This window comes from Saccharothrix saharensis (genome assembly GCF_006716745.1).
In the GTDB taxonomy this organism is placed as follows: Bacteria; Actinomycetota; Actinomycetes; order Mycobacteriales; family Pseudonocardiaceae; genus Actinosynnema; species Actinosynnema saharense.
The window spans coordinates 7,252,971-7,278,859 of the sequence record NZ_VFPP01000001.1; the positions used below are offsets into that span (position 1 = coordinate 7,252,971).

General features: G+C 72.2%; 26 protein-coding genes. 16 read left to right on the forward strand and 10 right to left on the reverse strand.

Translation table 11 applies throughout. The features are described 5' to 3' along the window. Positions 1-7: 7 nt before the first annotated feature. Complete coding sequence (locus tag FHX81_RS33220) at positions 8-985, reverse strand: helix-turn-helix domain-containing protein (RefSeq protein WP_077005242.1); 978 nt, start codon at positions 983-985, stop codon at positions 8-10. A gap of 309 nt (positions 986-1,294) precedes the next feature. Here FHX81_RS33220 and FHX81_RS33225 point away from each other — a divergent pair, with 309 nt between their 5' ends. The 5 genes from FHX81_RS33225 to FHX81_RS33245 all read left to right on the forward strand — a co-directional run bounded on the left by FHX81_RS33225 (position 1,295) and on the right by FHX81_RS33245 (position 3,986). Next, positions 1,295-1,864: a hypothetical protein gene (locus tag FHX81_RS33225; protein WP_141982477.1), complete on the forward strand. Its 570-nt coding sequence runs from the start codon at positions 1,295-1,297 to the stop codon at positions 1,862-1,864. Beyond that, the gene (locus tag FHX81_RS33230) at positions 1,861-2,541 is read left to right on the forward strand and encodes an acVLRF1 family peptidyl-tRNA hydrolase (protein WP_141982478.1); all 681 of its coding nucleotides are present in this window, start codon (positions 1,861-1,863) and stop codon (positions 2,539-2,541) included. Before FHX81_RS33225 ends, FHX81_RS33230 begins: the two co-directional genes overlap by 4 nt. Positions 2,542-2,622: 81 nt before the next feature. Continuing rightward, positions 2,623-3,006 (forward strand): hypothetical protein, encoded by a 384-nt coding sequence (locus FHX81_RS40900; RefSeq protein WP_170232254.1) that lies wholly within the window; start codon positions 2,623-2,625, stop codon positions 3,004-3,006. Positions 3,007-3,010: 4 nt separating this feature from the next. Further along, the gene (locus FHX81_RS33240) at positions 3,011-3,526 is read left to right on the forward strand and encodes a SigE family RNA polymerase sigma factor (protein WP_141982480.1); all 516 of its coding nucleotides are present in this window, start codon (positions 3,011-3,013) and stop codon (positions 3,524-3,526) included. Beyond that, the gene (locus tag FHX81_RS33245) at positions 3,519-3,986 is read left to right on the forward strand and encodes a hypothetical protein (RefSeq protein WP_141982481.1); all 468 of its coding nucleotides are present in this window, start codon (positions 3,519-3,521) and stop codon (positions 3,984-3,986) included. The genes FHX81_RS33240 and FHX81_RS33245 overlap by 8 nt, the downstream gene beginning before the upstream one ends. A gap of 398 nt (positions 3,987-4,384) precedes the next feature. On the opposite strand, the gene FHX81_RS33250 is transcribed toward FHX81_RS33245, so the two are convergent. After that, positions 4,385-5,158 carry an SDR family oxidoreductase gene (locus tag FHX81_RS33250; RefSeq protein ID WP_141982482.1) on the reverse strand — a complete coding sequence of 258 codons (774 nt, stop codon included), beginning with the start codon at positions 5,156-5,158 and terminating at the stop codon, positions 4,385-4,387. A 142-nt stretch (positions 5,159-5,300) separates the two neighbouring features. Here FHX81_RS33250 and FHX81_RS33255 point away from each other — a divergent pair, with 142 nt between their 5' ends. The 4 genes from FHX81_RS33255 to FHX81_RS33270 all read left to right on the forward strand — a co-directional run bounded on the left by FHX81_RS33255 (position 5,301) and on the right by FHX81_RS33270 (position 10,420). Beyond that, complete coding sequence (locus FHX81_RS33255; protein WP_141982483.1) at positions 5,301-6,929, forward strand: ABC-F family ATP-binding cassette domain-containing protein; 1,629 nt, start codon at positions 5,301-5,303, stop codon at positions 6,927-6,929. Between the two features lie 178 nt (positions 6,930-7,107). Beyond that, a complete protein-coding gene (locus FHX81_RS33260) occupies positions 7,108-7,317 on the forward strand; it encodes a helix-turn-helix domain-containing protein (RefSeq protein WP_015103570.1) in 210 nt (69 codons plus the stop codon). A 66-nt stretch (positions 7,318-7,383) separates the two neighbouring features. Continuing rightward, positions 7,384-8,199, forward strand: a complete 816-nt coding sequence (locus FHX81_RS33265) for an enoyl-CoA hydratase/isomerase family protein (RefSeq protein WP_141982484.1) — start codon at positions 7,384-7,386, stop codon at positions 8,197-8,199. 253 nt (positions 8,200-8,452) lie between these two features. Next, positions 8,453-10,420, forward strand: a complete 1,968-nt coding sequence (locus FHX81_RS33270) for an ABC transporter ATP-binding protein (protein ID WP_246108093.1) — start codon at positions 8,453-8,455, stop codon at positions 10,418-10,420. On the opposite strand, the gene FHX81_RS33275 is transcribed toward FHX81_RS33270, so the two are convergent. Together FHX81_RS33275 and FHX81_RS33280 are read right to left on the reverse strand one after the other, a co-directional pair. Then, a complete protein-coding gene (locus FHX81_RS33275) occupies positions 10,324-11,895 on the reverse strand; it encodes a penicillin-binding transpeptidase domain-containing protein (protein WP_170232255.1) in 1,572 nt (523 codons plus the stop codon). The genes FHX81_RS33270 and FHX81_RS33275 overlap by 97 nt on opposite strands. A 58-nt stretch (positions 11,896-11,953) precedes the next feature. Next, positions 11,954-12,694, reverse strand: coding sequence for an SIS domain-containing protein (locus FHX81_RS33280; RefSeq protein WP_141982486.1), 741 nt, complete (start codon positions 12,692-12,694; stop codon positions 11,954-11,956). 104 nt (positions 12,695-12,798) lie between these two features. Between FHX81_RS33280 and FHX81_RS33285 the strand changes: the two genes are divergently transcribed. After that, positions 12,799-13,563, forward strand: coding sequence for a DeoR/GlpR family DNA-binding transcription regulator (locus FHX81_RS33285; RefSeq protein ID WP_141982487.1), 765 nt, complete (start codon positions 12,799-12,801; stop codon positions 13,561-13,563). A 227-nt stretch (positions 13,564-13,790) separates the two neighbouring features. Here FHX81_RS33285 and FHX81_RS33290 read toward each other — a convergent pair whose 3' ends face one another. Both FHX81_RS33290 and FHX81_RS33295 read right to left on the reverse strand, forming a co-directional pair. Then, complete coding sequence (locus tag FHX81_RS33290) at positions 13,791-15,923, reverse strand: transglycosylase domain-containing protein (protein ID WP_141982488.1); 2,133 nt, start codon at positions 15,921-15,923, stop codon at positions 13,791-13,793. A 119-nt stretch (positions 15,924-16,042) separates the two neighbouring features. Continuing rightward, entirely contained in the window at positions 16,043-16,441 is a 399-nt protein-coding gene (locus tag FHX81_RS33295; RefSeq protein ID WP_141982489.1) for a hypothetical protein, read from the reverse strand. Between the two features lie 290 nt (positions 16,442-16,731). Between FHX81_RS33295 and FHX81_RS33300 the strand changes: the two genes are divergently transcribed. Beyond that, complete coding sequence (locus FHX81_RS33300) at positions 16,732-17,550, forward strand: lysozyme (RefSeq protein WP_141982490.1); 819 nt, start codon at positions 16,732-16,734, stop codon at positions 17,548-17,550. Between the two features lie 22 nt (positions 17,551-17,572). Beyond that, on the forward strand, positions 17,573-18,199 hold the full coding sequence (locus FHX81_RS33305) for a DivIVA domain-containing protein (protein WP_141982491.1): 627 nt from the start codon (positions 17,573-17,575) through the stop codon (positions 18,197-18,199). A gap of 5 nt (positions 18,200-18,204) precedes the next feature. Here FHX81_RS33305 and FHX81_RS33310 read toward each other — a convergent pair whose 3' ends face one another. The 4 genes from FHX81_RS33310 to FHX81_RS33325 are packed head-to-tail and all read right to left on the reverse strand — an operon-like array spanning position 18,205 to position 20,379. After that, positions 18,205-18,729, reverse strand: coding sequence for a hypothetical protein (locus FHX81_RS33310; protein WP_141982492.1), 525 nt, complete (start codon positions 18,727-18,729; stop codon positions 18,205-18,207). Positions 18,730-18,757: 28 nt separating this feature from the next. Next, entirely contained in the window at positions 18,758-19,324 is a 567-nt protein-coding gene (locus tag FHX81_RS33315) for a nucleotidyltransferase family protein (RefSeq protein ID WP_141982493.1), read from the reverse strand. 4 nt (positions 19,325-19,328) lie between these two features. Continuing rightward, complete coding sequence (locus FHX81_RS33320) at positions 19,329-19,514, reverse strand: helix-turn-helix domain-containing protein (RefSeq protein WP_141982494.1); 186 nt, start codon at positions 19,512-19,514, stop codon at positions 19,329-19,331. 37 nt (positions 19,515-19,551) lie between these two features. Next, complete coding sequence (locus FHX81_RS33325; protein WP_141982495.1) at positions 19,552-20,379, reverse strand: alpha/beta fold hydrolase; 828 nt, start codon at positions 20,377-20,379, stop codon at positions 19,552-19,554. Between the two features lie 270 nt (positions 20,380-20,649). Between FHX81_RS33325 and FHX81_RS42315 the strand changes: the two genes are divergently transcribed. The 4 genes from FHX81_RS42315 (at position 20,650) to FHX81_RS33345 (ending at position 25,701) form a co-directional block, all read left to right on the forward strand. Further along, positions 20,650-21,201, forward strand: a complete 552-nt coding sequence (locus FHX81_RS42315; RefSeq protein ID WP_170232256.1) for a cyclopropane-fatty-acyl-phospholipid synthase family protein — start codon at positions 20,650-20,652, stop codon at positions 21,199-21,201. Positions 21,202-21,382: 181 nt separating this feature from the next. Next, complete coding sequence (gene shbA, locus FHX81_RS33335; protein WP_425473900.1) at positions 21,383-22,078, forward strand: RNA polymerase sigma factor ShbA; 696 nt, start codon at positions 21,383-21,385, stop codon at positions 22,076-22,078. 23 nt (positions 22,079-22,101) lie between these two features. Beyond that, the gene (locus FHX81_RS33340; protein ID WP_141982497.1) at positions 22,102-23,184 is read left to right on the forward strand and encodes a PfkB family carbohydrate kinase; all 1,083 of its coding nucleotides are present in this window, start codon (positions 22,102-22,104) and stop codon (positions 23,182-23,184) included. A gap of 396 nt (positions 23,185-23,580) precedes the next feature. Beyond that, positions 23,581-25,701 (forward strand): transglycosylase domain-containing protein, encoded by a 2,121-nt coding sequence (locus FHX81_RS33345; protein ID WP_246108094.1) that lies wholly within the window; start codon positions 23,581-23,583, stop codon positions 25,699-25,701. Positions 25,702-25,889 lie beyond the last annotated feature (188 nt).

A 25,889-nucleotide genomic window follows, 5' to 3' on the forward strand; every position in this document is an offset into this window, starting at 1 on the left:
TTACGTGTTACTTCGGCCACTCCCAGCGGATGCCGAACACGCCGGGCCCGAAACCGAGCGCCACGGCGTGCACGCCACCCGCCGCGTCCAAGGCCAGGTTGCGCCGCCGCGACGGGGTGTCGTCGCCGGCGGGCACGCTGAACTGCTGGCAGCGCGCGGGCAGGTTGGACTGGTCGAACCGCACCTCGATGACGTACTCGCGCACCGGCAGCCGGAACTTGCGGGCGAACGTGTTGTTGCCCGCCGGGTAGTGGCCTTCGGCGAACAGCAGCTCGTACTCCATGATGATGGTCTCGCCCCTGGTCAGGGGCCGGTCGAACATCATCTCGGCGGCCATGATGTTGGCCTCGGTGTCCTCGACCACCCGGCCGAGGTGGCAGTTGCGCAGGTTCACGACCTGCGGCAGGACGTTCGCCTGCTCGGTCTCGAACACCAGCGCCCACCGGTCCGGGCCGTCCTGCTCCGCGCGCAGGATCTGGCGCACCCACACCGAGCGCTGTCCGCCGTCCGCGGCGATCTCGATCCGGTCGTGCTGGCTGATCCGACCCAGCTTCACGTCCGAGGACGTGTCCACCTTGGTGAGCAGGTTCGCCACCCGCTCGCGGCGCGCCCACAGGGCGTCGATCGGCATCATCGTCGTCGGCCGGGAGCGCCTGCCGCGCGGGCGCGGCGGTCCGAGCAGCGCGGACAGGCCTGCCTGCGGCACGCCGAGCACGGTCTCCAGGTGGCGCAGCGCCTCCAGGGACTCGGGTCGCTCGGGGCGGCGGCGGCCGGACTGCCAGTAGCTCAGCGTGGCGACGCTGATGGTGACCCCGCGCAGGGCGAGCCTGTGCTGGATGCGGTCGAGACTCAGCCTGCTCGCTTTGATCGCGGCTCTCAGCGCCTCGGGGAACGGTCCCGTGGTGAGAAGCTGCGCAAGACTGCCGTGGCCCGTCGAGTCGAGTTCGTCGACGGACAGGTTGGGTCGACCGGCAGCGTTGGTCATTGTGACTCCCCGCTGTCATGAGATCACGCCCCAGTGACCCTACCCGCCAACGCAGGGCGTTGGTGCCTTCCAGGTGGAGTCATTGATTGGGCCGTACGGGTTACGAGTTCACTGGGATGGGCATCGTTCTGTCAAGTGGTGAACATCCGGGCTCTCCCCTTTGTAAACCCGTCGGTAACATTGTGCAACGGCCGCTGCGGGGTTTAGGCGGTGACCCTTCGGTACTGGTATGCCCCCGTCACGGGCGTTCCACGCCCCGCCGGTCCCGGCGTTGGCGGTCGTTGATCCGTTGGGCCTACTGTGTGCCCGGTGACCGCCGCCCCGGACGTCGTACCCCTGCCGGAGGACCCCCTGACGGAGGTCGTCGCCGCCGTGCTCGGCGACGGCAGCCACGTGGTGATCGACCTGCTGGACGTCGGGCGGCACCAGGACGGCCCGCCCGTCGACGCGGTCCGCGCGGGTGACGACCTGCTGCCCCGGCTGGCCCACGAGAACGCGCTCGACCAGGCGCTGCTGTTGGCCCGCACGGTGCTGCGGCCCGGTGGCCTGTTCGTGGCCGCGGTGCCCGAGCTGGACAAGCTCGGCCGGTTGCGGCCGACCGCGCCGCCGCCGAAGGTGTCCGGGCGCGGGCCCGAGCGGCAGGTGACCGTGCAGCTGTGGGACTGGGCGGCGGACGGCGAGTCCTACGCACTGGAGGTCGTGCGGCTGGTGCGCGGCGCGGAGACGTGGGAGGTGGCGAACACCGTGTCGACCCGGCACCGCGTGCTGTCGCCCGACCAGGTCGCCGCCGCGCTGGCCGACGCCGGGTTCGGCGCGGTGCAGCGGCTCTCGCCCGCCGAGTGCGGGCACCCGCTGCCGGTCTGGGTCGCGGTGGCATGAGCAGGGTCCGCCCGGTCTCCGGGGGCGGCCGGGCGGTCGAGGTGCCGCCGGATCGCTTGGACGGGTGGTTCTCCCGGTTCGCCCAGCGTCACGGCGGGATCGTGTCGACGTCCGTGATGGCGGACAGGTGCCTGGTCACGGCGGTGGACGGGGCGACGGCCGCGGTGTCGGCCGCGTTCGGCGAGTTCACCCCGCCGGGTGAGCACGAAGGTCTGGTGGTCGACGCGGTGCTGGCGCACGCGTCGGCGTCCCGCCTGATCGGGCTGCTGCTGGTGCGGCTCGGCGGGCACAGCATCGGGGTGGCGCGGGACGGCGTGGTGCTCGTGTCGACCACGGACAGCCGTCAGGTGCACGGGCGCAACAAAGCGGGCGGGTGGTCGCAGCAGCGGTTCGCGCGGCGGCGCGAGGGGCAGGCGCGGGTCGCGCTCCAGGCGGCGGCGGACGACGCGGCGCGGGTGCTCGCGCCCCGGGTCGGGGAGCTGGACGCGGTCGTGCTCGGTGGTGACCGGCAGGCGTTGGACGTCCTGCGGGGTGACCGCCGACTGGACGAGGTGTTCGCGATGGCGTCACCGCGCGTGCTGGACGTGCCGGAGCCTCGGCGGGCCGTGCTGGACGATGCGGCGGTGCGCGCCCTGGCGGTGGAGGTCGTGGTCCGGGAACCCCGCGAAAACTCGTGACAACCCCCGGCGACCCCGACCGCATTCATCAGGGTGAGGAGGCACCGACCCGCGGTGGCCTCAGCGACCCGAGGAGCAGTCTTGCTGCGCAAACGACTCGTGCTGGCGGCCGGGGCCGTCGTGCTCGGCGGCATCGCCGTGGCCGGGACCGCGCTGGCGTCCGGCGGTGGGGACGAGGCGCCCGCGACGACCACGACCAGGCCGCCCGCCACCTCGGTCACCACGTCGCCCGCGCCGTCGCCCACGTCGATCGGGACCTCGCCCGAGACCTCGCCGCGGCCGACGGTCACCGAATTGCCGGTCACCACCAGCCCCGGCCCGCGGCCGACCACCGTGCGACCCGAGCCGACGCCCCCGCCGACGACGTACCGACCGCCGGTGACCACGACCACGGTGACCACGGCGTTCCCGGTGGAGGTCACACCTCCGCTGCCGACCTCCACGACGGTCACCACGAGGCGCTGACGGCGTGAGCTGGGACGCGGAGTTCACCCACTACTTCGACCGGTGCGCCGACTCGATGCGCTTCACCGCGTTCTTGTTGTGCGGCAGCCACCACGAGGCCGAAGACGTCGTGCAGTCCGCGTTCCTCAAGTTCTACCTGGCGGGGCCGAAGCTGGCGCAGCGCGAGGGGGTGCAGGCCTACCTCCGGCAGATCGTGGTGCGCACGTTCCTGGCGGAGCGCCGCCGGGTGCGGTGGAAACGGGAGAAGCTCACCGACGTGCTGCCGGACGTGCCGGAGCCGGGGGCGTTGAGCGAGGACCGGCTGGTGGTGTGGCAGGCGTTGAACGCCGTGCCCGCCAAGCAGCGTGCGACGCTCGTGCTGCGGTACTGGCACGACCTGGGGGTGGAGGAGACGGCCGCCGCGCTCGGCTGCTCGACGGGCACCGTGAAGAGCAACACGAACCGCGGCATCAAGGCGTTGCGGCAGAGGCTGGGGTCGGAGTTCGGCGCGTTGTGGCAGGAGGTGTCGCGCGGTGCTTGAGGACGAGCTGAAGAAGACGTTCGAACAACTGAACATCCAACCGCGGCCGCGCACGTTCAGCGCGGTGGACATCGTCTACCGCGGCGCCGCCGTCAAACGCCGCCGCCGCGCCTACGCCGTCGCCGCAACCGGCACCGGTACCGCCGTCGTGGCCGTGGTCATCGCCTTCGCCCTGAACCAGCCGCCGAAGCAGGGTGACAACAGCCCGGCCCGCCCGCCGGGCCCGGACATCAGCACCAGCGGATCGGTCCGGCCGACCCCGAGCCCCGAATCCGTCCCGACATCACCTCCGGACCTGCCCCACCCCACCACCACGAGACCCACGACGAGTCCCGGCCACACCGTCACCAGAACCACCACGAGCCCCACCACCACCGAACCACCACCGCAAACCACGACCACCACCATCATCGGCTCGCCACAGACCACCTACCGCCCCCAGAACACCACCACCGGCTGACACCGCCCGTCTGCCGTTCCGGCTCCGCACGACCCGGCGACGACCCGACCCGACCACGGCTCGGCGACGAGCCGATCCGGCCCGGTCCGGTCCGGTCACGCCTTGGTCCGCCCACGACTCGGCCACGGCCCGGCCTTGCCGCGGCCTGATCCGGCAACGGCTCGGCCCGGTCGGGTCGGGTCGGGTCCGCGTGCGTCCGCCGCCGGCCCGGGCCACCCGGCTGCCCTCGATCTCCGCCGGCGAACCGCAGGCCCCGCCGCGCCGTCCGACCGCGACCCGCAGTGATCGGCAGCGCCGCGTGCTCCACTTCAGCGGACGACCCGGCCGGTGGCCGGGCACGCGACCTCGTCACGTCCCGGCCACCCCGACCCGCCGCCCTACCTCACCCGGACCACGGCCTAGCCCAACGTGCCGGTGGCGAGCAGGCCGCCATCCACCCGCACGGTCTCGCCGGTGATCCACTCCGCGCCGTCCGAAGCCAGGAACGCGACCAACCGCGCGACGTCCTCCGGCGTCCCGAGCCGCTTCATCGGGTACCCGGCCGACGCCTCCTCCTCACGCCCCGTGTAGAGCGCCTCGGCGAACCGCGTCTTCACCACGGCCGGCGCGACCGCGTTCACCCGCACCTTCGGCCCGAGCTGCCACGCCAGCTCCTCCGTCAACCGGATCAACGCCGCCTTGCTCGCCCCGTACGCGCCGATCACCCCGGTCGACCGCAGACCGCCCACCGACGCGATGTTCACGACCGCGCCACCGTGCTCCCGCATCCACGCCTTCCACGCCAACTGCACGAACCCGAGCGCCGCGACCACGTTGACGTCGAAGATCTTCCGCACCGCGTCCAGGTCCGCGTCGACCAGCGGGCCGAACACCGGGTTGATGCCGGTGTTGTTCACCAGCACGTCCAGTCGCCCGAACCGCTCCACGGTCGCCTCGACGGCCCGCGCCCGGTGCTCCGCGTCACCCGCGTTCCCCGGCACCGCCAGCACCCGCTCGGGCGCGACGCCCGCCGTGGCCGCCAATCCCTCGGCCGCCGCCGTCACCGCCTCCGCCTTGCGCGACGTGATGGTCACCGACGCGCCGCGCGTCAGCAGCTCCAGCGCGATGCCGTGGCCGATGCCCCGACTGGCGCCCGTGACCAGGGCCGCCCTGCCCGTGAAGTCCGAAGTCATACCCGCAATGTATGCCGGTGGACACACACTGCTGATCCGGTGGCACCCACCCCGTAGACTGGGGCACGTGGTCATCCTGATCGAGTAGGTCCCCGCGCCAGCCGCGCCGTTGACCTCGCATGACCACCCACCGGAGTACAAGTTGATCACCGCAACCGATCTAGAGTTGCGCGCGGGCTCGCGCATCCTGCTGTCCGGCGCCACCCTGCGTGTCCAGCCCGGTGACCGCATCGGCCTCGTCGGCCGCAACGGCGCCGGCAAGACCACCTCCCTCCGCGTCCTCGCGGGCGAGGGCCAGCCGTACGCGGGCGACGTCCGCCGCACCGGCGAGCTCGGCTACCTGCCCCAGGACCCGCGCGAGGGCGACCTGTCCGTCATCGCCAAGGACCGCGTGCTGTCCGCCCGAGGCCTGGACCAGCTGCTCCGCGACATGGAGAAGATGCAGTCCACGATGGCCGAGCTGGTGGACGACGCCGAGCTCCAAGCCGCCGTGCGCAAGTACGGCCGCCTCGAAGAGCGGTTCGCCGCCCTCGGCGGGTACGCGGCCGAGAGCGAAGCGGCACGCATCTGCGCCAACCTCGGCCTGGCCGACCGCGTGCTCGCCCAGCCGCTGCGCACGCTGTCCGGTGGTCAGCGCCGCCGCGTCGAGCTGGCCCGCATCCTGTTCGCCGCCTCCGAGGGCGGCGTCGGCGCGAAGTCCAGCACGATCCTGCTGATCGACGAGCCGACCAACCACCTCGACGCCGACTCGATCGCGTGGCTGCGCGGGTTCCTCAAGTCCCACGAGGGCGGCCTGGTCGTGATCAGCCACGACGTCGAGCTACTCGACGACGTGGTCAACAAGGTGTGGTTCCTCGACGCGACGCGCGGCGAGGTCGACATCTACAACATGGGCTGGAAGAAGTACCTCGAAGCGCGGTCCGCCGACGAGAAGCGCCGCCGCCGCGAGCGCGCCAACGCGGAGAAGAAGGCCGGCGCGCTCATGGCGCAGGCGGACAAGATGCGGGCGAAGGCCACCAAGGCGGTGGCCGCGCAGAACATGGCCCGCCGCGCCGAGAAGCTGCTGTCCGGCCTGGAGGAGACCCGCCAGGCGGACAAGGTCGCCAAGATCCGCTTCCCGCAGCCGGCGCCGTGCGGCAAGACCCCGCTGACCGCGGAGGGCCTGAGCAAGTCGTACGGCTCGCTGGAGGTCTTCACCGGCGTCGACCTGGCCATCGACCGCGGGTCGCGGGTGGTCATCCTCGGGCTGAACGGCGCGGGCAAGACCACGTTGCTGCGGCTCATCGGCTCGATGGAGCGCCCGGACAGCGGCGAGGTCATCCCCGGTCACGGCCTCAAGCTCGGGTACTTCGCCCAGGAGCACGAGACGCTCGACCACGGTGCCTCGGTGTGGGAGAACACCCGCCACGCCGCGCCCGACGTGCCCGAACAGCAGCTGCGGTCGCTGCTGGGCACGTTCCTGTTCAGCGGCGAGCAGCTCGACCAGCCCGCGGGCACCCTGTCCGGCGGCGAGAAGACCCGGTTGGCGCTGGCCGGCCTGGTGTCCAGCGCGGCGAACGTGCTGCTGCTCGACGAGCCGACCAACAACCTCGACCCGGCCAGCCGCGAGCAGGTGCTCGACGCGCTGCGCCGCTACGAGGGCGCGGTCGTCCTGGTGACGCACGACCCCGGTGCGGTGGAAGCGCTTGAGCCCGAGCGGGTGATCCTGCTGCCCGACGGGACCGAGGACCACTGGTCGCAGGAGTACCTGGAGCTCGTGCAGTTGGCCTGAGGCAACGGTTTCCGCCTCTTCTCACCCGAACGTGAGCACTGATCGACTCTGTGTGATCGAACGACCGCTCGCAGATCATTTCGCTTGATCACCTGGCGTTCTTGGTCTCCGTGTTCGATCATTGCGACGACAGGGGCTTTCGAAGGCCCGACCTGCTGTCTACGGAAGGCGGGACAAGGTGGCTGACCTGAAGAAGGGCGCCCGGATCACCGGCGCCACGCGGGACAAGCTGGCCGCTGACCTGAAGAAGAAGTATGAAAAGGGCGCGAGCATCCGGGCGTTGGCCGAGTCCACCGGACGCTCCTACGGCTTCGTGCACCGGGTGCTCAGCGAGTCCGGTGTGCAGCTGCGCGGTCGCGGTGGCGCCACCCGCACGAAGAAGAAGTAAGCTACCTTCCGGTAACCGCGAGGCGTCGAGGAGAGACGGCGCCTGACGAAACCCGGAGGTTCACGCATGTCGGCACCGACCACCATCGACGCCGACCTGCTGGAACGCGGAGGCGTGCGGCTCGTCGTCGACGGGGCGCGCGCGACGATCACGCTCGACCGTCCCGACGTGCTCAACGCACAGACGCCGTCGACCTGGGCGGCGTTGCGGACGATCGGTGAGCAGCTGGGCCCGGACGTCCGCGTCGTGGTCGTCCGGGGTTCCGGTCGCGCCTTCTCCGCAGGGCTCGACCGGCGCATGTTCACGGGCGCCCCGGTGGAGGGCGAACCGGGTCTGCCGGAGATCACGCGACGGGGACCCGACGCAGGCGCCGCGCTGATCGCGGAGTTCCAGGAGGGCTTCCGCTGGCTGCGCGACCCGGCTCGGGTGACGATCGCCGCGGTGCGCGGGCACGCGATCGGCGCGGGCTTCCAGCTCGCTCTCGCGTGCGACTTCCGCGTGGCCGCCGACGACGTCAAGTTCTGCATGGCCGAGACGTCGCTCGGCCTGGTGCCCGACCTGGGCGGCACGTTGCCCCTGGTGCGCCTGGTCGGGTACTCGCGCGCGGCCGAGATGTGCGTGACGGGGCGGCGGGTCGGCGCGGAGGAGGCGCTGCGGATCGGCCTGGTGAACTCCGTGGTGCCGGTGGAGGGGCTGGACTCGGCGGTCGACGCCCTGGTCGCCCAGGTCCTCCAGCCGCTGCCGGGTGCGGTGCGGGAGACGCTGGCGCTGCTCGCGTCGGCGGCGGACGGTGCTTCGGAGGAGGAGCAGTTGCGAGCCGAGCGCGAGGCCCAACTCCGCCGCCTGGCCGAGCTGAACGCCCTGGTCAACGGCCAGTCCTGACCTCGGCTCCGAACACGATCGGGTGATCATCGCCCGAGAATGTACGGAAACGCTGTTACCGTCCCTCGGTTGAACATGACCGAGCGCCGACACCACCCCGCCTGCCCAGCCGACCCCACCCACCCCCGAACCGCGCCCCGGACGGCATGACCCCGGCGACGGCCGCCCTCCGTGGCGCCGGGGCAGCCGCAGGACCACGCGGGAACGTGCGCGATCGGGAACGTCGGGGGAGTCCCCGGCGTTACCGTCTGTCGTGGACGGTTCCTGGGGATTGATGCGCAGCGCGATGCGGGCGTCGGACGCACCTGCGGCGGTGCGGCGGGGCACGTTCCGCCGCGTGCTGGGGTTCGCCGGACCGCACCGGGCGAAGCTGGTCGTGTTCCTGCTGCTCACGGTGGTGTCCGCGGTGCTCGCGGTCAGCACGCCGGTGCTCGCCGGGCGCGTGGTGGACGCGATCGTCGGTGGGCGGGACGTGTCGGTCGTCGTCTGGCTGGCCGTCGTGATCGCGGGGATCGCGGTGGTGGACGCCGGGCTGGGGTTGGTCGAGCGGTGGCAGTCGGCGCGGATCGGTGAAGGGCTCATCCACGACCTGCGGGTCGCGGTGTACGGGCACGTGCAGCGCATGCCGATCGCCTTCTTCACCCGGACGCGGACGGGCGCCTTGGTCAGCCGGCTGAACAACGACGTGATCGGTGCGCAGCGGGCGTTCACGTCGACGTTGTCGGGGGTCGTCACCAACGTCATCCAGCTGGGGCTCTCGCTGGGCGTGATGTTCACCCTTTCGTGGCAGGTGACGGCGTTGGCCCTCGTGTTGCTCCCGGCCTTCGTCATCCCGGCGCGGCGCATGGGCAGCCGGATGGCGGACCTGCAGCGCGAGGCCTCCACGTTGAACGCGGGCATGACCACCCAGATGACCGAGCGGTTCTCCGCGCCCGGGGCGACGTTGGTGAAGCTGTTCGGTCGACCCGACGCCGAGACCGCCGAGTTCGGCGAACGGGCCGCGCGCGTCCGCGACATCGGCGTCCGCACGGCGATGGCCACCCGCTGGTTCATGACCGGCCTGACCCTCGTCTCCGCCCTGGCGCAAGCCCTGGTCTACGGCCTCGGCGGCTACCTCGCGCTGACCGGTCACCTGGCCGCGGGCACCGTCGTCTCGCTCGCCCTCCTGCTGACCCGCCTCTACTCGCCGCTCACCGCCCTGGCGAACGCGCGGGTCGACGTGATGACCGCACTCGTCTCGTTCGAACGGGTGTTCGAAGTGCTCGACCTGAAGCCGATGATCGCCGAACCGGACGCCCCCCGCCGCGTCCCCGAGGGTCCGGTGTCCGTCGAGTTCGACGACGTCCGGTTCGCCTACCCCGCCGCCGACAAGGTTTCCCTGGCCTCACTGGAATCAGTGGCCACACTGGACACGCGCGGCGGCGAGGAGGTGTTGCACGGCATCAGCTTCCGCGCCGAGCCCGGTCAGCTCGTGGCGCTCGTCGGGTCGTCCGGCGCGGGCAAGTCGACCATCGCGACCCTCGTGCCGCGGCTCTACGACGTGGACTCCGGCGCGGTGCGGCTGTCCGATGTGGACGTCCGCGAGCTGGCGTTCGACTCGCTGCGCCGGACCGTCGGCGTCGTCACGCAGGACGGCCACCTGTTCCACGACACGATCCGCGCGAACCTGGCCTACCCCCGTCCCGAGGCGTCCGAAGACGAACTGTGGGATGCGTTGCGCCGCGCCCGCCTGGACCACCTCGTCGCCTCGCTCCCCGACGGCCTCGACACGGTGGTGGGTGAGCGCGGCTACCGGCTCTCCGGCGGCGAGCGCCAGCGGCTCACCATCGCCCGCCTGCTGCTGGCCCGACCGCGCGTGGTCATCCTCGACGAAGCGACCGCGCACCTGGACTCGGAGTCGGAGGCGGCGGTGCAGGTCGCGTTGACCGAGGCGCTGCGCGGCCGCACGGCGCTGGTGATCGCGCACCGGCTGTCCACCATCCGCGCCGCCGACCAGATCCTGGTGGTGGAGGGCGGGCACGTGGTCGAACGCGGCACCCACACCGAACTCCTCGCCGCCGACGGTCGCTACGCCGAGCTGTACCGCACGCAGTTCGACGAAGCGCCCGCCGACGTCGACCCCGACTACAGCGCGCCGAGGAACGTGCCGGTCGCCGCCACCGCGACCTTGGACGAGCCGCCGTTGACCACCAGCACGGAGAACGCCAGGTCACCGCGGTAGCCGACGAACCAGCCGTGCGACCGCGTGCCGTCACCGAACTGGGCGGTCCCGGTCTTGCCGCGCACCGCTCCGTACCGGGCCAGCTCACGCGCCGTGCCGCCGGTGACGACCTCGCCCATCATCGACCGCAACGCCCCCGCGACCCCACCGGGCAACGCGGTCGGCGCCGCGCCCTCGGTCGGCATCTCGCGGATCAGCTGCGGCACCGGCGTGCGGCCGTTCGCGACCGTGGCCGCGACCAGCGCCATGCCGAACGGCGTCGCCTGCATCCGACCCTGCCCGATGCCCGCCTCGACCCGCGCGGGCACCGAGTCGGCGGGCGGGATCTTGCCGGTGTTCGTGGTGATGCCCGGGACGGTGAAGTCCGACGCCAACCCGAAGTACGCGGCGGCCTCCGGCAGCGCGGTCGGCGACATGTCCGCCGCCAACTGGCTGAAGCTGGTGTTGCACGACGCCGCGAACGCGCGGTGCAGCGGCACCGTGCCCAGCTCGAACGAGTCGTCGTTGGTGATCTGCCGGGTGCCGATGGTCGCCTTGCCCGGGCACGGCACCGGCGTGTCGGCCGTCGCCAGACCGCTGGTCATCGCGGCGGTGGCGGTGACGATCTTGAACGTCGACCCCGGCTCGTAGCGGCCGTAGAGCGCGAGCGGGTCGTGGCCCGCGGTCGCGTTCTGCGCCACCGCCAGGATCTCGCCGGTCGACGGTTGGATCGCGACCAGCATCGCCGCCTCGCCGGCCACCTGGTCGACCGCGGCCTGCGCGGCGGCCTGCGTCTTCGGGTCCAGCGTGACCGTCAGCGACTTCACGGCCTGCGCCTTCTGCTCCTGCAGCACGGTGACCGGGGCGCCGGCCTGGTCCACGATCGCGAACCGCCACCCCGGCGTGCCGTTCAACGAGCCGGCGGCCTGCCGCACCGAGCCCATCACCACGGGGGCGAAGTCGGCCGGCACCACCCGACCCGTGCGATCGACCAACGAGCCCTCGGCGGACGTCGTGGTGTAGGCCAGGCTCTGCCCCTCGACGAGCTGCGGGTGCAGCAGGGACGGCGACCAGTGCACGCGCCACTGGTCGTCCACCAGGCGCAGTTCGACCTTGGTGGCGTACTTGACCGGCACGCCGCCCGGCAACGTCCACGTGACGTCGGCGTCGACACCGGCGGTCGTGGCGCCCTCGGCGACCTGCGGCAACCGGCCGAGCTGCGCGTGGAACGACACGCCGGGCACGGCCTGCTGGGTCCGGGCCAGCGCCGCGCCCGCCGCGCCCGCCGCGTCGGTGACCGCGGCGGCCTGTCCCGCTTGGCCGGACATCACCGCGGTGAAGAACTGCTGGGCGACGACTCCGGGAGCCACCCGTTCGGGTTTCTTCTCGGCGGCCGGCCCGCCACCCGACGACAGCACCACCACGCCCGCGACGATCACGGCCACCGCCGCGGCTCCCCCTGTGGCCAGCACCCAGCGCTTCGATCTCTTGTTCACGAGAACCCCCTCCCGACCCGACATTAACCCGGTCGTGTGGAGGATTCGTGAATGTCGTTCAGCCCAGCTGGGGCACCCGCGTCTGGTACTTGCGCAGCAGGTCCGCGTTCGCCGCGTCACCGCCTTCGACGTTCGCGCTGCGCCACAGCGGCAGCGCCACGCCGGCCTCGGCGGCCTTGTCGAACAGGCGCACCATCAGCAGGTTCCACAGGAACGCGGTCGCGATCGTGGACACGGCGGCGGTGACCGGGTCGGCGAGCGGGTAGGTCGCGTCGCCGGGCGGCACCAGGTTGTCGAGCACGACGGTGGCGTTCTCGGCGAGGGTCGTGCCCGCGCGGCGCGGTGCCAGCGCGCTCGCCGCGACCGACGTCACCGCGACCACGGGGCAGCCGGCGTCCGCGGCGAGCACGGCGAGCTCCACCGGGTAGGGGTTCACGCCCGAGGTGGAGAAGACGAAGAGGACGTCGTGCGCGGCGAGTCCCGCTTCGCGCAGGACTTCGCCGGCGAGGCCGGTGCGGCGTTCGGCGGCCGTGCTGCTGACCGCGCCGTGCATGGGCAGCAGCTCGGGGTGGTAGATCGGGCGGACGCAGGCCAGGCCGCCGGCGCGGTAGAACGTCTCGGCGACTGCGGCCAGGGAGTGGCCCGCGCCCGCGGTGAGCACCATGCCGTCCGCGCGGACGCTCGCCAGCACCAGCTCGGCCACGTCGTCCAGCGCGGCCGCGTTCTGCTGTTCCACCCTCGTCAGGTGGTTGCGCACGACGTCGCCGTAGTCGGTGTCGGTCACGGGCTCGGTCGCCATGCGGTCCTCCAGTGGTCTATACCAAACGATGCGGGTGCCCAAGTCCTACCGGATCGTCCCATCACCCGCCAGGGTGTTGACCACCGAACATGATCGATGTTCAAATGAACAGCATGGATGTGTCGTGGCGTCACGAGAAGATCCTCCACCGCCTGCGGGGTGGCGAGCGGGTGTCCGTCGGCAGCCTGGCGGAGCTGGTGGGCGCTTCAGAGATGACGGTGCGGCGCGACCTGGACGCGTTGGAGCGGGAGGGGCTGCTGCGGCGCGTGCGCGGCGCGGCGGTGAGCATGTTGACGGGGGAGGAGACGCCTTACGCGGCGCGGGCTCGGCAGCGGTTGGAGGTGAAGCGGCGGATCGGGGTGGCGGTCGCGGGGCTGCTCGACGACGGCGAGACGGTCGTGCTCGACGGTGGCAGCACCGCGGTGGAGGTGGCGCGCCGGCTGGTCGACCGGCGGCTGACCGTGCTGCCGTTGTCGCTGCACTCGGCGGACGCGCTGCGGGGGGCCGAGCAGGTGCGGATGGTGCTGCCCGGCGGCGACATCCGGCCCGGCGAGCTGGCGTTCGCGGGGCCGCTGACCGAGCACGCGTTGCGCGTGATGCGGTTCGACACGATGGTGCTCGGCAGTTGCGGGTTGAGCGCGCGCAACGGGGTGTCGGCGCACGACCTGGCCGAGGGGGCGGTGAAGAAGGCGGCCGTGGAGGCGTCGGCGCGGGTGGTCGCGGCGATCGACAGCTCGAAGTTCGGGCGGACGGCGTTCGGCCGGGTGTGCCCGGTGGACGAGATCGACGTCCTGGTGACCGATTCGGACGCGCCGGAGGAGGAACTGAGCCGGATCCGTGAGGCGGGGGTGGAGGTCCGGCTCGTCTGACACCGGGGGCTCGGGGCCGGCGCGGTCACGTGGTGCGGTCGGGTGGTCCGGCGCGGTCGGCAGGCTCGGGTCGGGTGGGCATCGGTGGCGGCGGGTGGTGACCGGCGGGGTGGGCGGGGGTGGTTTCGGCGCTCGGTCATGTTCAACCGAGGGGCGGTAACGGTGTTTCCGTACATGTCCGGGACATGATCACCCGATCGTGTCGGGGGTCGTCCCACAACCGCAGGTCACGGGCGGAGGTAGCGGGGGTCCACGGGGGGTAGCGGTTTCTCCGGCAGGTTGGCGTGGGCCTTCATCATGAAGTCGAACCAGGTGCGCGCGGGCAGGGTACCGCCGTAGATGTCACCCTCGCCGCACAGGCGCGGAGGGCCGGCGTTGACGCAGATGCCGCTCGGCGACGTGCTGTCGTTGAACACCTGCACCGCACCGGCGTAGTCCGCGGTCGCGCCGATGAACGCGGCCGACTTGTACTCCTCCGTCGTCCCCGTCTTCCCCAGCGCCGGCCGGGTCCAGCCGAACTGCTTCGCGGCCGCCGCGGCCGTGCCGCGGTCCTGGTCGTCGCCGCTCATCCCGACCGCCAGGGCGTTCGCCAGCGGCTCCTCGACCACCTGCTCGCACGGCGCGTCGCGGAAGCCCACGTCCTCGCCGTGCCGGTCGGTGACCTTCACGATCGGCGACGGCGGGCACCACACGCCGCCCGACATCAGCGTCGCCGCGACGTTCGCCAGCTCCAGCGTGCTGGTCGGCGCGGGCCCCAGGGTGAACGACGCGTTGCCCGACCCCTTGTAGAACTCCGCCTGAGTCACCCGCAGCTCCTTCTGCTTGGACTTCGGGTCCGGCGGCACGCCCGCGATGTTGGTCGCCATCGTCTCCCGCATCCCCAGCCGGTGCGCCATGTCGACCACGGCGTCCAGCCCGACCCGCTCCTCCAGGATCACGAACGCGGTGTTCGGCGAGGTCGCCAGCGCCTCCTTCAACGGCATCCGGGGCGGGTAGCTGCCGTCGTGGTTGCGCAGGCAGTACCAGTAGGTGAACGGCTCACCGGTACCCGGGCAGCCCGGCGCGCCACCGCGGAACACCCGGGACGCGTAGGACCCCGGCGACTCGATGACGCTCTCGATCCCCAGCCCGCCCTTCTCCAGCGCCGCCGCGGCCGTGAACACCTTGTAGACCGACCCCGCGCCGAACTTGTTCTCCACCGCGCTCGGCAGGTCGAACTGGGTCTGGAACTCCTCCTTCTTGAGCCCGTAGTCCCGGTTGGCCACCAGCGCCACGACCTCGTGCCGCTCCTTGCCCGGCCGCACGACCGCCGCCGTGTTAGCGATGCCCGGCGTCGTCTTCGGCACCTGCGCCTCGGCCGCCTGCTTGGCCTGCTGCGTGAGCGCGCGGTCCAAAGTGGTCCGGATCGTGTAGCCGCCGATCTTCAGCTCGTTCAACGAGTAGCCGTTGCGGGTCAGGTGGTTGACCACGAACGAGCAGTAGAACCCGAACTCCACACCGGACCCCACGCACCCGGTCGACAGTGGACGGACGGGCGTGGCCAGCCCCAGCGGCGCGCGCTTGTGCTCCTCGGCCTGCTCCCGGGACAGCTTGGCGTTCTCCGCCATGAGGTCGATGACCATGTTCCGCCGCTCGATCGCCTTGTCCGGCCGGGCCTCCGGGTCCAGGAACGTCGGGCTGTTGACCATCCCGGCGAGCATCGCGGCCTGCGGCACGGTCAACCTGTCCGGCGTGGTGTTGAAGTAGGCCTGGGACGCCGCGGCGATGCCGTAGATCGTGCCGCCGAACGGCACCACGTCCAGGTACCGCGACAGGATCTCGTCCTTGCTGAGCTGCGTCTCCACGTGCATCGCGATGCGCGCCTCGCGGAGCTTGCGGGCGATCGTCTGCTCCTGCGCCTCCTTCTGCCCGCCGACGTCCTCCCGCTCCAGCACGTGCACCAGGTGGTTCTTCACGTACTGCTGCGTGATCGTGGACGCGCCCTGCGTGGTGCCGCCCTCCGACTGGTTGCGCAGCGCGGCGCGCAGCGTGGCGAGCCAGTCGACGCCCTTGTGCTCGTAGAACCGCCGGTCCTCGGTGGACACCAGCGCGTCCTTCATGACCTGCGCGACCTTGTCGGGCGGCGTGAGCACGCGGTACTGGTCGTAGAGGTAGGCGAACGGGACGCCGTCCTTGTCGGTGATCGTGGTCATCAGCGGCGGCGGCGTCTCCAGCATGCTGACCGTGGTGGCGGCGACCTGGTCGCTCATCCGGTTGGACACGAGGCCGGCCGCGCCGACGACCGGGATCGCCATCCCGGCGAGGAGCAACCCGGCCACCAGGCAGAGGCCGATGAGTTTCGCGAGGGCGGCGGTGCGCATGGCACAGGAGTTACGCTCGGACGGGCGGTGGAAACACCGATCACCGGGGTTCACTGCAACGTACGGATAATGGTGCCCCGATGTTTACCCCGGCATTGTTCACCCGTTCGTGGACGATTCTACGCAGCGTCAGAGCGGCCGTCGGACCGGGTGAAGGCGGCGCTCGCCAGGTCCGCCGCGTGCCGCATCGCGGCGGCGTGCAGCGCGGTCAACGACAGCGCGTCGGCCTGCGCCGCCGGGTCGCCCTCGGCGGCGGCTTCCAGCCGCGACTCGGCGGTCACGTAGACGACGCACTCGGCGGCCACGCTCAACCGCCGCGCGAGGAACGCCACGGCCCTCATCAGCCGCTCCGCCTCGGCCTCGGTGATCGGCACGACCCGCGGCGGGTCGGCGTCGACCTCCTCGCCGACGTCCTGCCGGCTGGCCCGGCACGCCAGCCCGCGGTCCCACAGGCCGGCCGCCTCGTGCAGTGACTCGATGAACGGCTCCCAGTCCACCCGGGGCGAGGTCATGGTCATGGTTCTCACCTTCCGTGCGTCGTGCTCATCGGGTGAGTGCCCCCGTAAGTGTCACTTCATGCCGGCATTTCCGGGAGGTCGAGCGAATTGATCGTCACCCACGCATACCGCCCGGTCACGTGGTGTGCCGCGAAAGACGGCTTTTGTCATTCGTTCAGGTGGAAACGACTTCTCCAGGTTGTCCCGGCACGAGCGGTGGTAGCCGTTCCCCAGGAGTCACGGCCGCGGGACGGCGCGAGCCCACCGCGGGTCGGCGAGCCCAGCGCGGCTCCGGAAGGGGAGGAAGTCCAATGCCGGCGCGATCCCACAGGTGGTTGTCCCGCACGGCCGCGTCGGCGGTGGTGCTCTCCTGCCTCGCCGCCCTGCACGTGCCGGTGACCGCGGCGCAGCCGTCACCCGGCTCCTACTCCGACCACGCCGCCGGCTCGCAGATCGCCAAGCACGAGCAGGCGCACCCGGTCGACGCCTCCGAGCTGGTGCTGACCGGCCCGACCGTCCCCGGCATGGACGTGAGCAGCCACCAGGGCGACGTCGACTGGCCGCACTGGTGGAACCAGGGCATGCGGTTCGCCTACGTCAAGGCCACCGAGGGCACCGGGTACGTCAACCCCAAGTACGGCCAGCAGTACGACGGCTCGTACCAGGTGGGCATGGTCCGGGGCGCGTACCACTTCGCGCTGCCCGACCGGTCCGACGGCGCGGCGCAGGCGAACTACTTCGTCGACCACGGCGGCGGGTGGAGCGCCGACGGCCGCACGCTGCCCGGCGCGCTCGACGTCGAGTACAACCCGTACAGCGACGACAAGTGCTACGGCCTGACGCCCGAGGCGATGGTGGCCTGGGTGCGCCAGTTCGCCGAGACCTACCAGGCCCGCACCGGGCGCTGGCCGATGATCTACACGTCCACCTCGTGGTGGGACATGTGCACGGGCCGCCTCGGTGACTTCACCGCGACGAACCCGCTGTGGGTGGCCCGCTACGCCGAGAGCGTCGGCACGCTGCCGCACCGCTGGTCGGCGCACTCGATCTGGCAGCACACGTCGACCCCGATCGACCAGAACCTGTTCAACGGCACCATGGACGACCTCGTGGCGCTGGCCCGGGGCTGAGTCGTCCGGAACGGCGGCAGCCATGCACAACGACAAGTCCCGCGGCAGGCCCTTCCCCGTGCGGTGGCGCGGTTACGACCGGCGCGAGGTGGACGAGGAACTGGCCCGCGCGCGGTGGGAGCTGGCCCGCCTGCGGGAGGAGCTGGAGGTGCTGCGCACGGACCGGGACGGCGCCGTGGCCACCGCCGACGACCTGGTGCGCGAGCTGGAGGAGGCGCGCAGCGAGCTGGCCGAGTACCGGGTGCTGCACGCGGGCTACTCGAAGGACAACGCGGTGTCGGGCTGCATCCGCTACCTGATGCACGTGGCCAGGCAGAAGGCGGACGCGTTCGAGACCGACGCCCGGGAGCGCAGCGAGCAGATGCTCAAGCGGGCCGAGGAGGTGGCGCGGCAGCAGGCCGTGCTGCTGGACGAGACCGAGCAGGAGACCCAGCGGCGGCTCGCGGAGGCCGAGCAGCGGGCCCGGCAGATCGTGGCGCAGGCGACGGCGGAGGCGAGCGCCCTGCTCGGCGGCCAGGTCGACGGCCGGGACCGCTGGACCCCGGACACCGAGCCGCCGTCGCCCGCCGTGCCGATGCCGCGGATCATCTCCGGCCCGCTGCCGGTGGTGCAGCCGGAGGCCGAGGAGCAGCGGCCCACGTCGGCCTGAAGGGGTCAGTACGCCTCCTTGGCGCACGACCCGTCACGCGTGGCGCCGTCCACGTCGATCACCACCCGGCCCGGCCGGACGTGCCCCGTCACGCACGCCCGGTCGCCCAGGTGCAGGCTGTAGCCGACGCCGGGCGGCTCCGGGTACGGCTGCACGTACACGTCGTTGGCCGGGTAGCCGGCGCCGGTGATCGCGTCACGTGCCGCGGTGAGGCCGAACTCGCCGAGGCCGCACAGCCGCTCCAACGCGGGCCGCACCCGTCCGGCGGCGTCCAGCGCCGCCGCGTGGTCGTGCGCCGAGAGCGGCAGGCGCTGCCGGCGCAGCCGCTCCTCCTCGGCCGGGTCGAGCGGCAGCCTGCGGACCTCGACCCGCAACGACGTCGGCCCAACCGGCTCGCCCACGTCCGCGGCCGTGTACGTGGTCGTGCAGACCGCGGTAGGCGTCGGCGCCGCCCGCTCCTCCGCCACCGGCCCGCCACACCCCGCCGCGCCCACCGCCAACGCCACCAGCCCGCCTTGCACCAGCCTCATGCCGCCTGACTGTGGCACAACGCGTGCTTCACGTGGGCAGGTCTCGCGGATGATCCACATCGTCGCCGTCCGCCACATCGCCGCACGGCACGTCGAGCGCGCTGTGCCGGCGAAGGTAGTCACGGGCACCCGCGTCGCCCACCGCCGACTCGGCCACGCCCGGCCAGTGCCCCGCGCCGAGCAGCACGGGGTGGCCGGGCGCGCCGTCGTACGAGGCACGCGCCAGCACCGTCGGCGAGGCCAGCGCGCGCAGGCGCTCGACCGCCGCCACCGTGACGCCCGGCGTGTCCACCGGCAGCACCACGACCGCGCCGACGTCCGCGCCGGCCAGCGCGGCCAGGCCCGCGCGCAACGACGAGCCCATGCCGGTGGCCCAGTCGGGGTTGTCCACCACGACGCAGCCCTCCAGCACCGCCCGCGCGCGCACCGACGCCGCCGAGGCGCCGAGCACGACGACGACCGGCGCGCACCCACCGTCGCGCAGCACCGCCGCGGCCCGGTCGACCCACAGCACGCCGCCGTGCGCCACCAGCGCCTTGGGGCCGCCGAAGCGCCGCCCGGCGCCCGCGGCCAGCAGCAACCCCGCGACCCGCATGGGGTCACACTAGGGCGCGGTGCCCCTTCAGCTCCTCCCGGCTCGCCACCGCCAGCTTGCGGTAGACCCTGGTCAGGTGCTGTTCCACCGTGCTCACGGTGATGTGCAGCCGCATCGCGATCGCCCGGTTGCTGTGGCCACACGCGGCGAGGGTCGCGACCCTGCGCTCCGAGTAGGTCAACTCCGTCATACGCGAGAACACGTGCGGCGGCGCGGCAGCGGTTCAATCAGGACGACAGGTGCTCCAGGAGCAGCGCCGTCAACGCCTCCGGCACCTCCTCCGGCACCCAGTGCGACACGTCCTCCAGCATCTCGAACCGGTACGGGCCGGTGACCCAGTCGCCGGTGCTCAGCGCCGCCGTCGACCCGAACGCCACGTCCTCGGTGCTCCACACGTACATCGTGGGCACGGAGACCTTCCCGGCCCGACCGCCCGGACGCCCGGCGCGGTACCAGTTCAGCGCCGCGGTCAGCGCGCCCGGCTCGGACATCCGCCGCACGTACTCGTCCACCCGGCTCGGCGGCACCCTCCACTCGAACATCTGGCGCAGCGCCGCGCCGCCGTCGTCCAGCATCCGCTTCTCGGTGTTGCTGTTGCGCCACTCGGTCATGTAGCCGGACCGCAGGTGCTGGTCCTCGTCGGTGCGCAACGCCTCGGCGAACGCGCCGGGGTGCGGCGTGGACACCACCACGAGCTTGCGCAGCCGTTCCGGGTGCTCGGCCGCGGTCCACCAGGCCACCGCGCCGCCCCAGTCGTGGCCCACCAGGTCGAACCTGGACCAGCCGAACGAGTCCGCGACCGCCAGCACGTCCCCGACCAGCGCGTCCACGCCGTAGTCGGCGGCGCGCTCGGGCCGCGCGCCCGGCGAGTAGCCGCGCTGGTCGAACGCCACCGCCCGGAACCCCTCGCGGCCCAGCACCGCCACCTGGTGCTCCCACTCGACGGCCGCCTCGGGGAAGCCGTGCAGCAGCAGCACCGGCCTGCCGTCCTCGGGGCCCGCCGCGATCGCGTCGAAGTCGCCCTCGTCGGTCCGCACGCTCAGCTGTTCGATCACGGCGATGTTCAGTCCCCTCACTCGCCCGGTGCACGCGTTGCGGTGGGCATTCTCGCCTGCCGGCACGGGCCGCGACCGCGGTGGGGGCGGTGCTCCGGCACCGGTTTGCCGGTTCCGCCGGCGGCGCCACCGCGGCAGGGCGCCACCGTGGCAGGGCGCCGGCCACGCGCGGGTGGGCGCACGCCCCCGTCCGACGGCCGCGGACGATCCACGGCGTGGTGGGCCGGCCGCGTTGCTCCCGGCAGTGGCGGGTCCCTGTTCCGCCGCGCGGTGCGCGGTGCCGGTGCGGGTCGTGCTGCCCGGCGGCAGCGGACCCTGTCCGCCGAGCAGCGCGCGCCGGCCGTGCGACGGGCGGCCGAGGCCGGTGTCGGCGACCGCGTCACCGTCCACCTGCGCGACTACCGGCAGGAACGCGGCCGGTACGACGCGGTGGTGTCGGTGGAGATGATCGAGGCCGTCGGCGCCGGGTACCGGCCCGCCTCCTTCGCCGCGGTAGGCCGGGCGCTGGTCCCCGGCGGCGCGTCCGACTGCGGCTGGGTGCACAAGTGCGTCTTCCCGGTGGGCTCATCCCGTCCGTCCGGGCGATCGAGGACGCCGTGCGCGAGCACACCGCGACGCGGGTGGTCGACAGCGCGAGTCCGGCCGCGACCACGCCGAGACCCGCGCCGCCGGCGCGAGCGGTTCCCGGCCCGGTGGGGCGAAATCGCCTGGCTCGGCTCCGACGAGACGTTCCGGCGGAGGTGGGGGTGCCACCTCGCTTACTCCGAAGCGGGCTTCCGGGTGGGCTGTCCGGGTGTCCGCCGGTTCGCCGCGGTGAAGTAGCGCGCGGCCCCCGCTGGGCCGAACGGCTCATCCGCCGTCACCTCCGAGTGCTGTTGCGACCACGCTGCGTCGGATCGTGGTCAGCTTTGGCTTGTCCCGTATCAGGAGCACCGCTGCGCGCTCCTCATCAGTGAGCCGGGATGGGCCGGAGGATTGACGAGCGTGAGGAGGTCGCCGGATGGTGCAGCACGCATCCGTGCGAGCTGACGTCGAGGTGGGGGTCGGCGCGGTCCGCGACGACGCCGGCGTGCCCGGTCGTCCCGAGGTGAGGCTGGTCGTGGGCGGGGGCCCGCGGCAGGTGACCGCCCGGTGGCTGGCCGAGGCCGAGCTGTCCGAACTGGTCGACGCGGCGCTGCTGGGCGACCCGCGCGCGACCGGCCAGCTCCTGGCGCGCATCCAACCGCTGGTGCTGCGGTACTGCCGGGCGCGGGTCGGCTCGCGGGAGCGCACCCTCGTCTCGGCCGAGGACATCGCCCAGGAGGTGTGCCTGGCCGTGGTGGCGGCCCTGGGCACCTACCACTACGAGCCCGGCTCGTTCCTGGCGTTCGTGTACGGCATCGCCGCGCACAAGGTCGCCGACGCGCGAAGACGTGCGGTGCGCAGCCGGTCCGAGGTCGTGCCGGAGCTGCCCGACACGCCGACCCTGGAGGCCGGGCCCGAGCAGCGGGCCATGACCGGCGAGATGATCGGCCACGTGACGCAGCTGCTGCAGAAGCTGCCGGAGCGGCAGCGCGAGATCCTGGTGCTGAGGGTCGCGGTGGGGCTGTCGGCGGAGGAGACGGCGGCGGCGGTCGGCTCGACCGCGGGCGCGGTGCGGGTCGCGCAGCACCGTGCGCTCGCCCGAATGCGCGAGCTGTTCGCGGCTGTCGACGGCTGACCGGGCCTGGCATCGTGGGGGACATGGCCGCCACGCCTCCGCTCGTGCCACCGCCCGTGCCGTCGGACCCGGCGCAGCCCGCCGCACCGGTGTTCGACGTGCTGCTGTCGGGGACCGTGTTCCTGGACATCATCTTCACCGGCCTGCCCCGACCGCCCGCCCCGGGCACCGAGGTGTGGGCCGAGGGGCTCGGCTCCTGCCCCGGCGGCATCGCGAACCTCGCCGTGGCGCTGAGCAGGCTGCAACTGCGGACCGCGCTGTCGGCCGCGTTCGGTGAGGACGTCTACGGCGACTTCTGCTGGGAGGTGCTGGCCGAGCAGGAGGGCGTCGACCTCAGCCACTGCCGCCGGTTCTACGGCTGGCACTCCCCGGTGACCGTGTCCATGGCGATGGACCACGACCGGTCGATGGTGACGCACGGCCACCGGCCGCCGGTGTCGGCCGACGAGATCCTGGACCCGCCGCCGCGCACCCGGGCGTGCTTCGTGCACGTGGGCCCGGAGGACGAGCGGTGGGTGGCGAAGGCGAAGGACCAGGGCGCGCTGCTGTTCGCCGACATCGGGTGGGACCGCACCGAGCTGTGGGCGCCCGAGCTGCTGAGGCGGCTGGAGCAGTTCGACGTGTTCCTGCCCAACGACGCCGAGGCGCAGCGGTACACCCGGGCGGACACGCCCGAGCGCGCTGCCGCGGCGTTGGCCGAGCACGTGCCCGTGGTGGTGGTGACGCGGGGTGGCGGTGGGGCGGTGGCGGTCGACTCGGCCACCGGCGAGGTGGTGGACGTGCCGGGGCTGAACGTCGCGCCGCTGGATTCGACCGGCGCGGGTGACGTGTTCGGCGCCGGGTTCGTGCTGGGGACGCTGTCGGGGTGGCCGCTGGCGCACCGGGTGCGGTTCGCGAACCTGTGCGCCGCGCTGTCGGTCCAGCACTTCGGCGGGTCCCTGTCGGCGCCGGGGTGGGCGGACATCGCCACGTGGTGGCGGACGGTGTCGCGGCGGCCGGACGACGACCTGAAGGGGTACGCGTTCCTGGAGGACGTGTTGCCGGACCACACGGGGGTGGAGGTCCGGCGGGCCAGCGCGACGATCCGCTTGCGCGCCTCGCGCTGAACCCAGCCGTCGGGGCCGTGCCGTCGGGGCCGTCCTGGGGGAGCCGTGCCGGGGGAGCCGCGCCTGGCACGCCGGATCGCCGGCCCTGATCACCCGATCGTGATCTTGCCGGTGGCGAACACCTGTTCGATCATGGACGGGTCGCGGTTCGACCGTCCAGGTGCTCGGCGAGGCCGCCGGGTGGGCGTGAGGCTGGTCACTCCGCCGTGCCCGGCGAGCTGCGCCGTCCGGCCGAACGGGGTTTGACCACGCTCTCGACCGGGCAGGAGTAACTTCGACAACCGTCGTCGGAGATCGCGCCGAAAACTTCTGCTCGCCGGGGAGCAACCCGCGACGGTCTTCGTGCGACTTAGTCAGTGGGGGTTCCCGCGGGTTTCGGAAGGGGTTGCTGGTTCAGTGTTCGCCGCGCGCGCGACAGGTCTGGTCAAGTTGGTGGGGTTGTGCCTGATGGCGGGCGTGCTCGTCGCGGCGGTCCTGTTCCCGGTGGTCGGCGGCCTCGGCCTGGCGTCCAACCGGGCCGCGGACACCGTGGACCAGACCTCCGGTGAGTTGACCAAGGCCGAGCTGCCGCTCGTGACGACGGTGCTGGACATGCACGGCCAGCCGATCGCCTACCTCTACGACCAGTACCGGGTGCCGGTGCCGTCGGAGGGCATCGCGGACACCATGAAGGCCGCGATCATCGCGATCGAGGACAAGCGGTTCTTCGAGCACAAGGGCGTCGACTGGCAGGGCATCGCCCGCGCCGCGGCCAAGGCGGGCGTCGACGGCGAGACCTCCCAGGGCGCCTCCACGCTCACCCAGCAGTACGTGAAGAACTACCTCGCGTTCGTCGTCGGCAAGGGCTCCGAGGAGGCCTACGAGAAGGCGACCGAGGTGACGCTGGGCCGCAAGATCAGCGAGGCCCGGATCGCCACCCAGCTCGAGCAGAAGATGAGCAAGGACGAGATCCTCACCGCCTACCTCAACGTCGTCCCCTTCGGCAACGGCGCGTTCGGCGTCGGCGCGGCGGCCCGCACCTACTTCGACACCACTCCCGACAAGCTGACCGTGCCGCAGGCCGCGATGCTGGCCGGCCTGGTCAACGAGCCGAGCAGGCTCAACCCGGGCTCCGACGTGGACGCCGCGATCAAGCGCCGCAACACCGTGATCGACCGGATGCGCGACAACGGCGCGTTCGGCCCCGACCCGAAGGTCGCCGAGGAGAAGGCCGCCGAGTACAAGGCCACCGACATCGGCGTCGTGCCCGACCTGAGGCTGCTGCCCAACGGCTGCGTCGGCGCGGGCGACGGCCCGGTCTACGGCTTCTTCTGCCGCTACCTGGTCGACTACCTGGAGAAGGCCGGCCTGCCGACCGAGGAGCTGCTGCGCGGCGGGTACACGATCACCACCACGATGGACCCGGTCGCCACCCGCGCGGCCAAGGACGCCGCGATGCAGCAGGTGCCCAAGACCCAGCCGGGCGTGGCCAACGCGATGGCCGTGGTGCAGCCGGGCACGGACAAGCACCGGGTGCGCGCGCTGGCCGCGAACCGCGACTTCGGCAACAACGCCGACGCCGGGCAGAGCGCCTACTCCATCCCCGCCGAGGTGACCAAGTTCGGCGCGGGCTCGATCTACAAGGTGTTCACCGCCGCGTCGGCGCTGGAGCGCGGCGTCACCGGCATCGACAAGCCGATCGACGTGCCGAAGACCTACACGTCGAGGGTCTACAAGGACGGCAACAAGCCCTACACGGTCAAGAACGCGGGCGACTACAAGGAGAAGATGACGCTGACCGAGGCGATGGCCCAGTCGCCGAACACCGCGTTCATCATCCTGGAGGAGAAGGCCGGGCTGAACAACGTGGTCGACATGGCCTACCGGCTCGGCCTGCGCGAGTCGATGCAGGGCGTCGACTGGAAGGGCGACCCGCTCAAGGCCGACGGCTCCAACGGCCCGTCGCAGGGTGACGTCTACAAGCGGGACAACAGCGGCTCGTTCACCCTGGGCGCGGGCCCGACCAGCGTGCTGGAGCTGTCGAACGTCGCCGCGACCATCGTCAGCGGTGGCAAGTGGTGCCCGCCGACGCCGGTGGAGAAGATCGTCGACCGCAACGGCCAGCCGGTGCAGCTGAAGGAAGCGCCGTGCGACCAGGCCGTCGCGCCCGAGGTGGCGAACGCGCTGGCCAACTCGATGGGCGCCGACACCAAGGCCGGCGGCACGGCGGCGCAGGCGGCGTCGAACGCGGGGTGGACGCGGCCGATGATCGGCAAGACCGGCACCACCGAGAACCACTGGTCGGTGGCGTTCATGGGGGCCACGCCGCAGTTCGCCGGGGCGGTCATGACGTTCACCGATGGGGTGGCACCTCAGGTGATCTGCAACGGCTCCCCGCCGAGGCTGTGCGGCACGAACGACGCCGGCGGCGTTTACGGTGGTCAGGTGGCTGCGCCGACGTGGTTCAACGCCATGAAGGTGATCCACGAGGGCCAGGAGCCGGCCAACCTCCCGCCGGTCGAACCGCGCTACCGGTAGTCGACCTTCGTCACGGGTTACGTCACGCCTCAAGACGCCCCTGACCTGGGCTTTTATAACGACCCAATGCGGAACCTACGAGTACATGAACACGTAGTGTGACGATCAGTGGGTTATCTCACCAAAAAGCACCAGTGCTGGTGCTAAGACTTGCCTCCTGTTGTTACATCGGGTTACGGTCCCGGCCG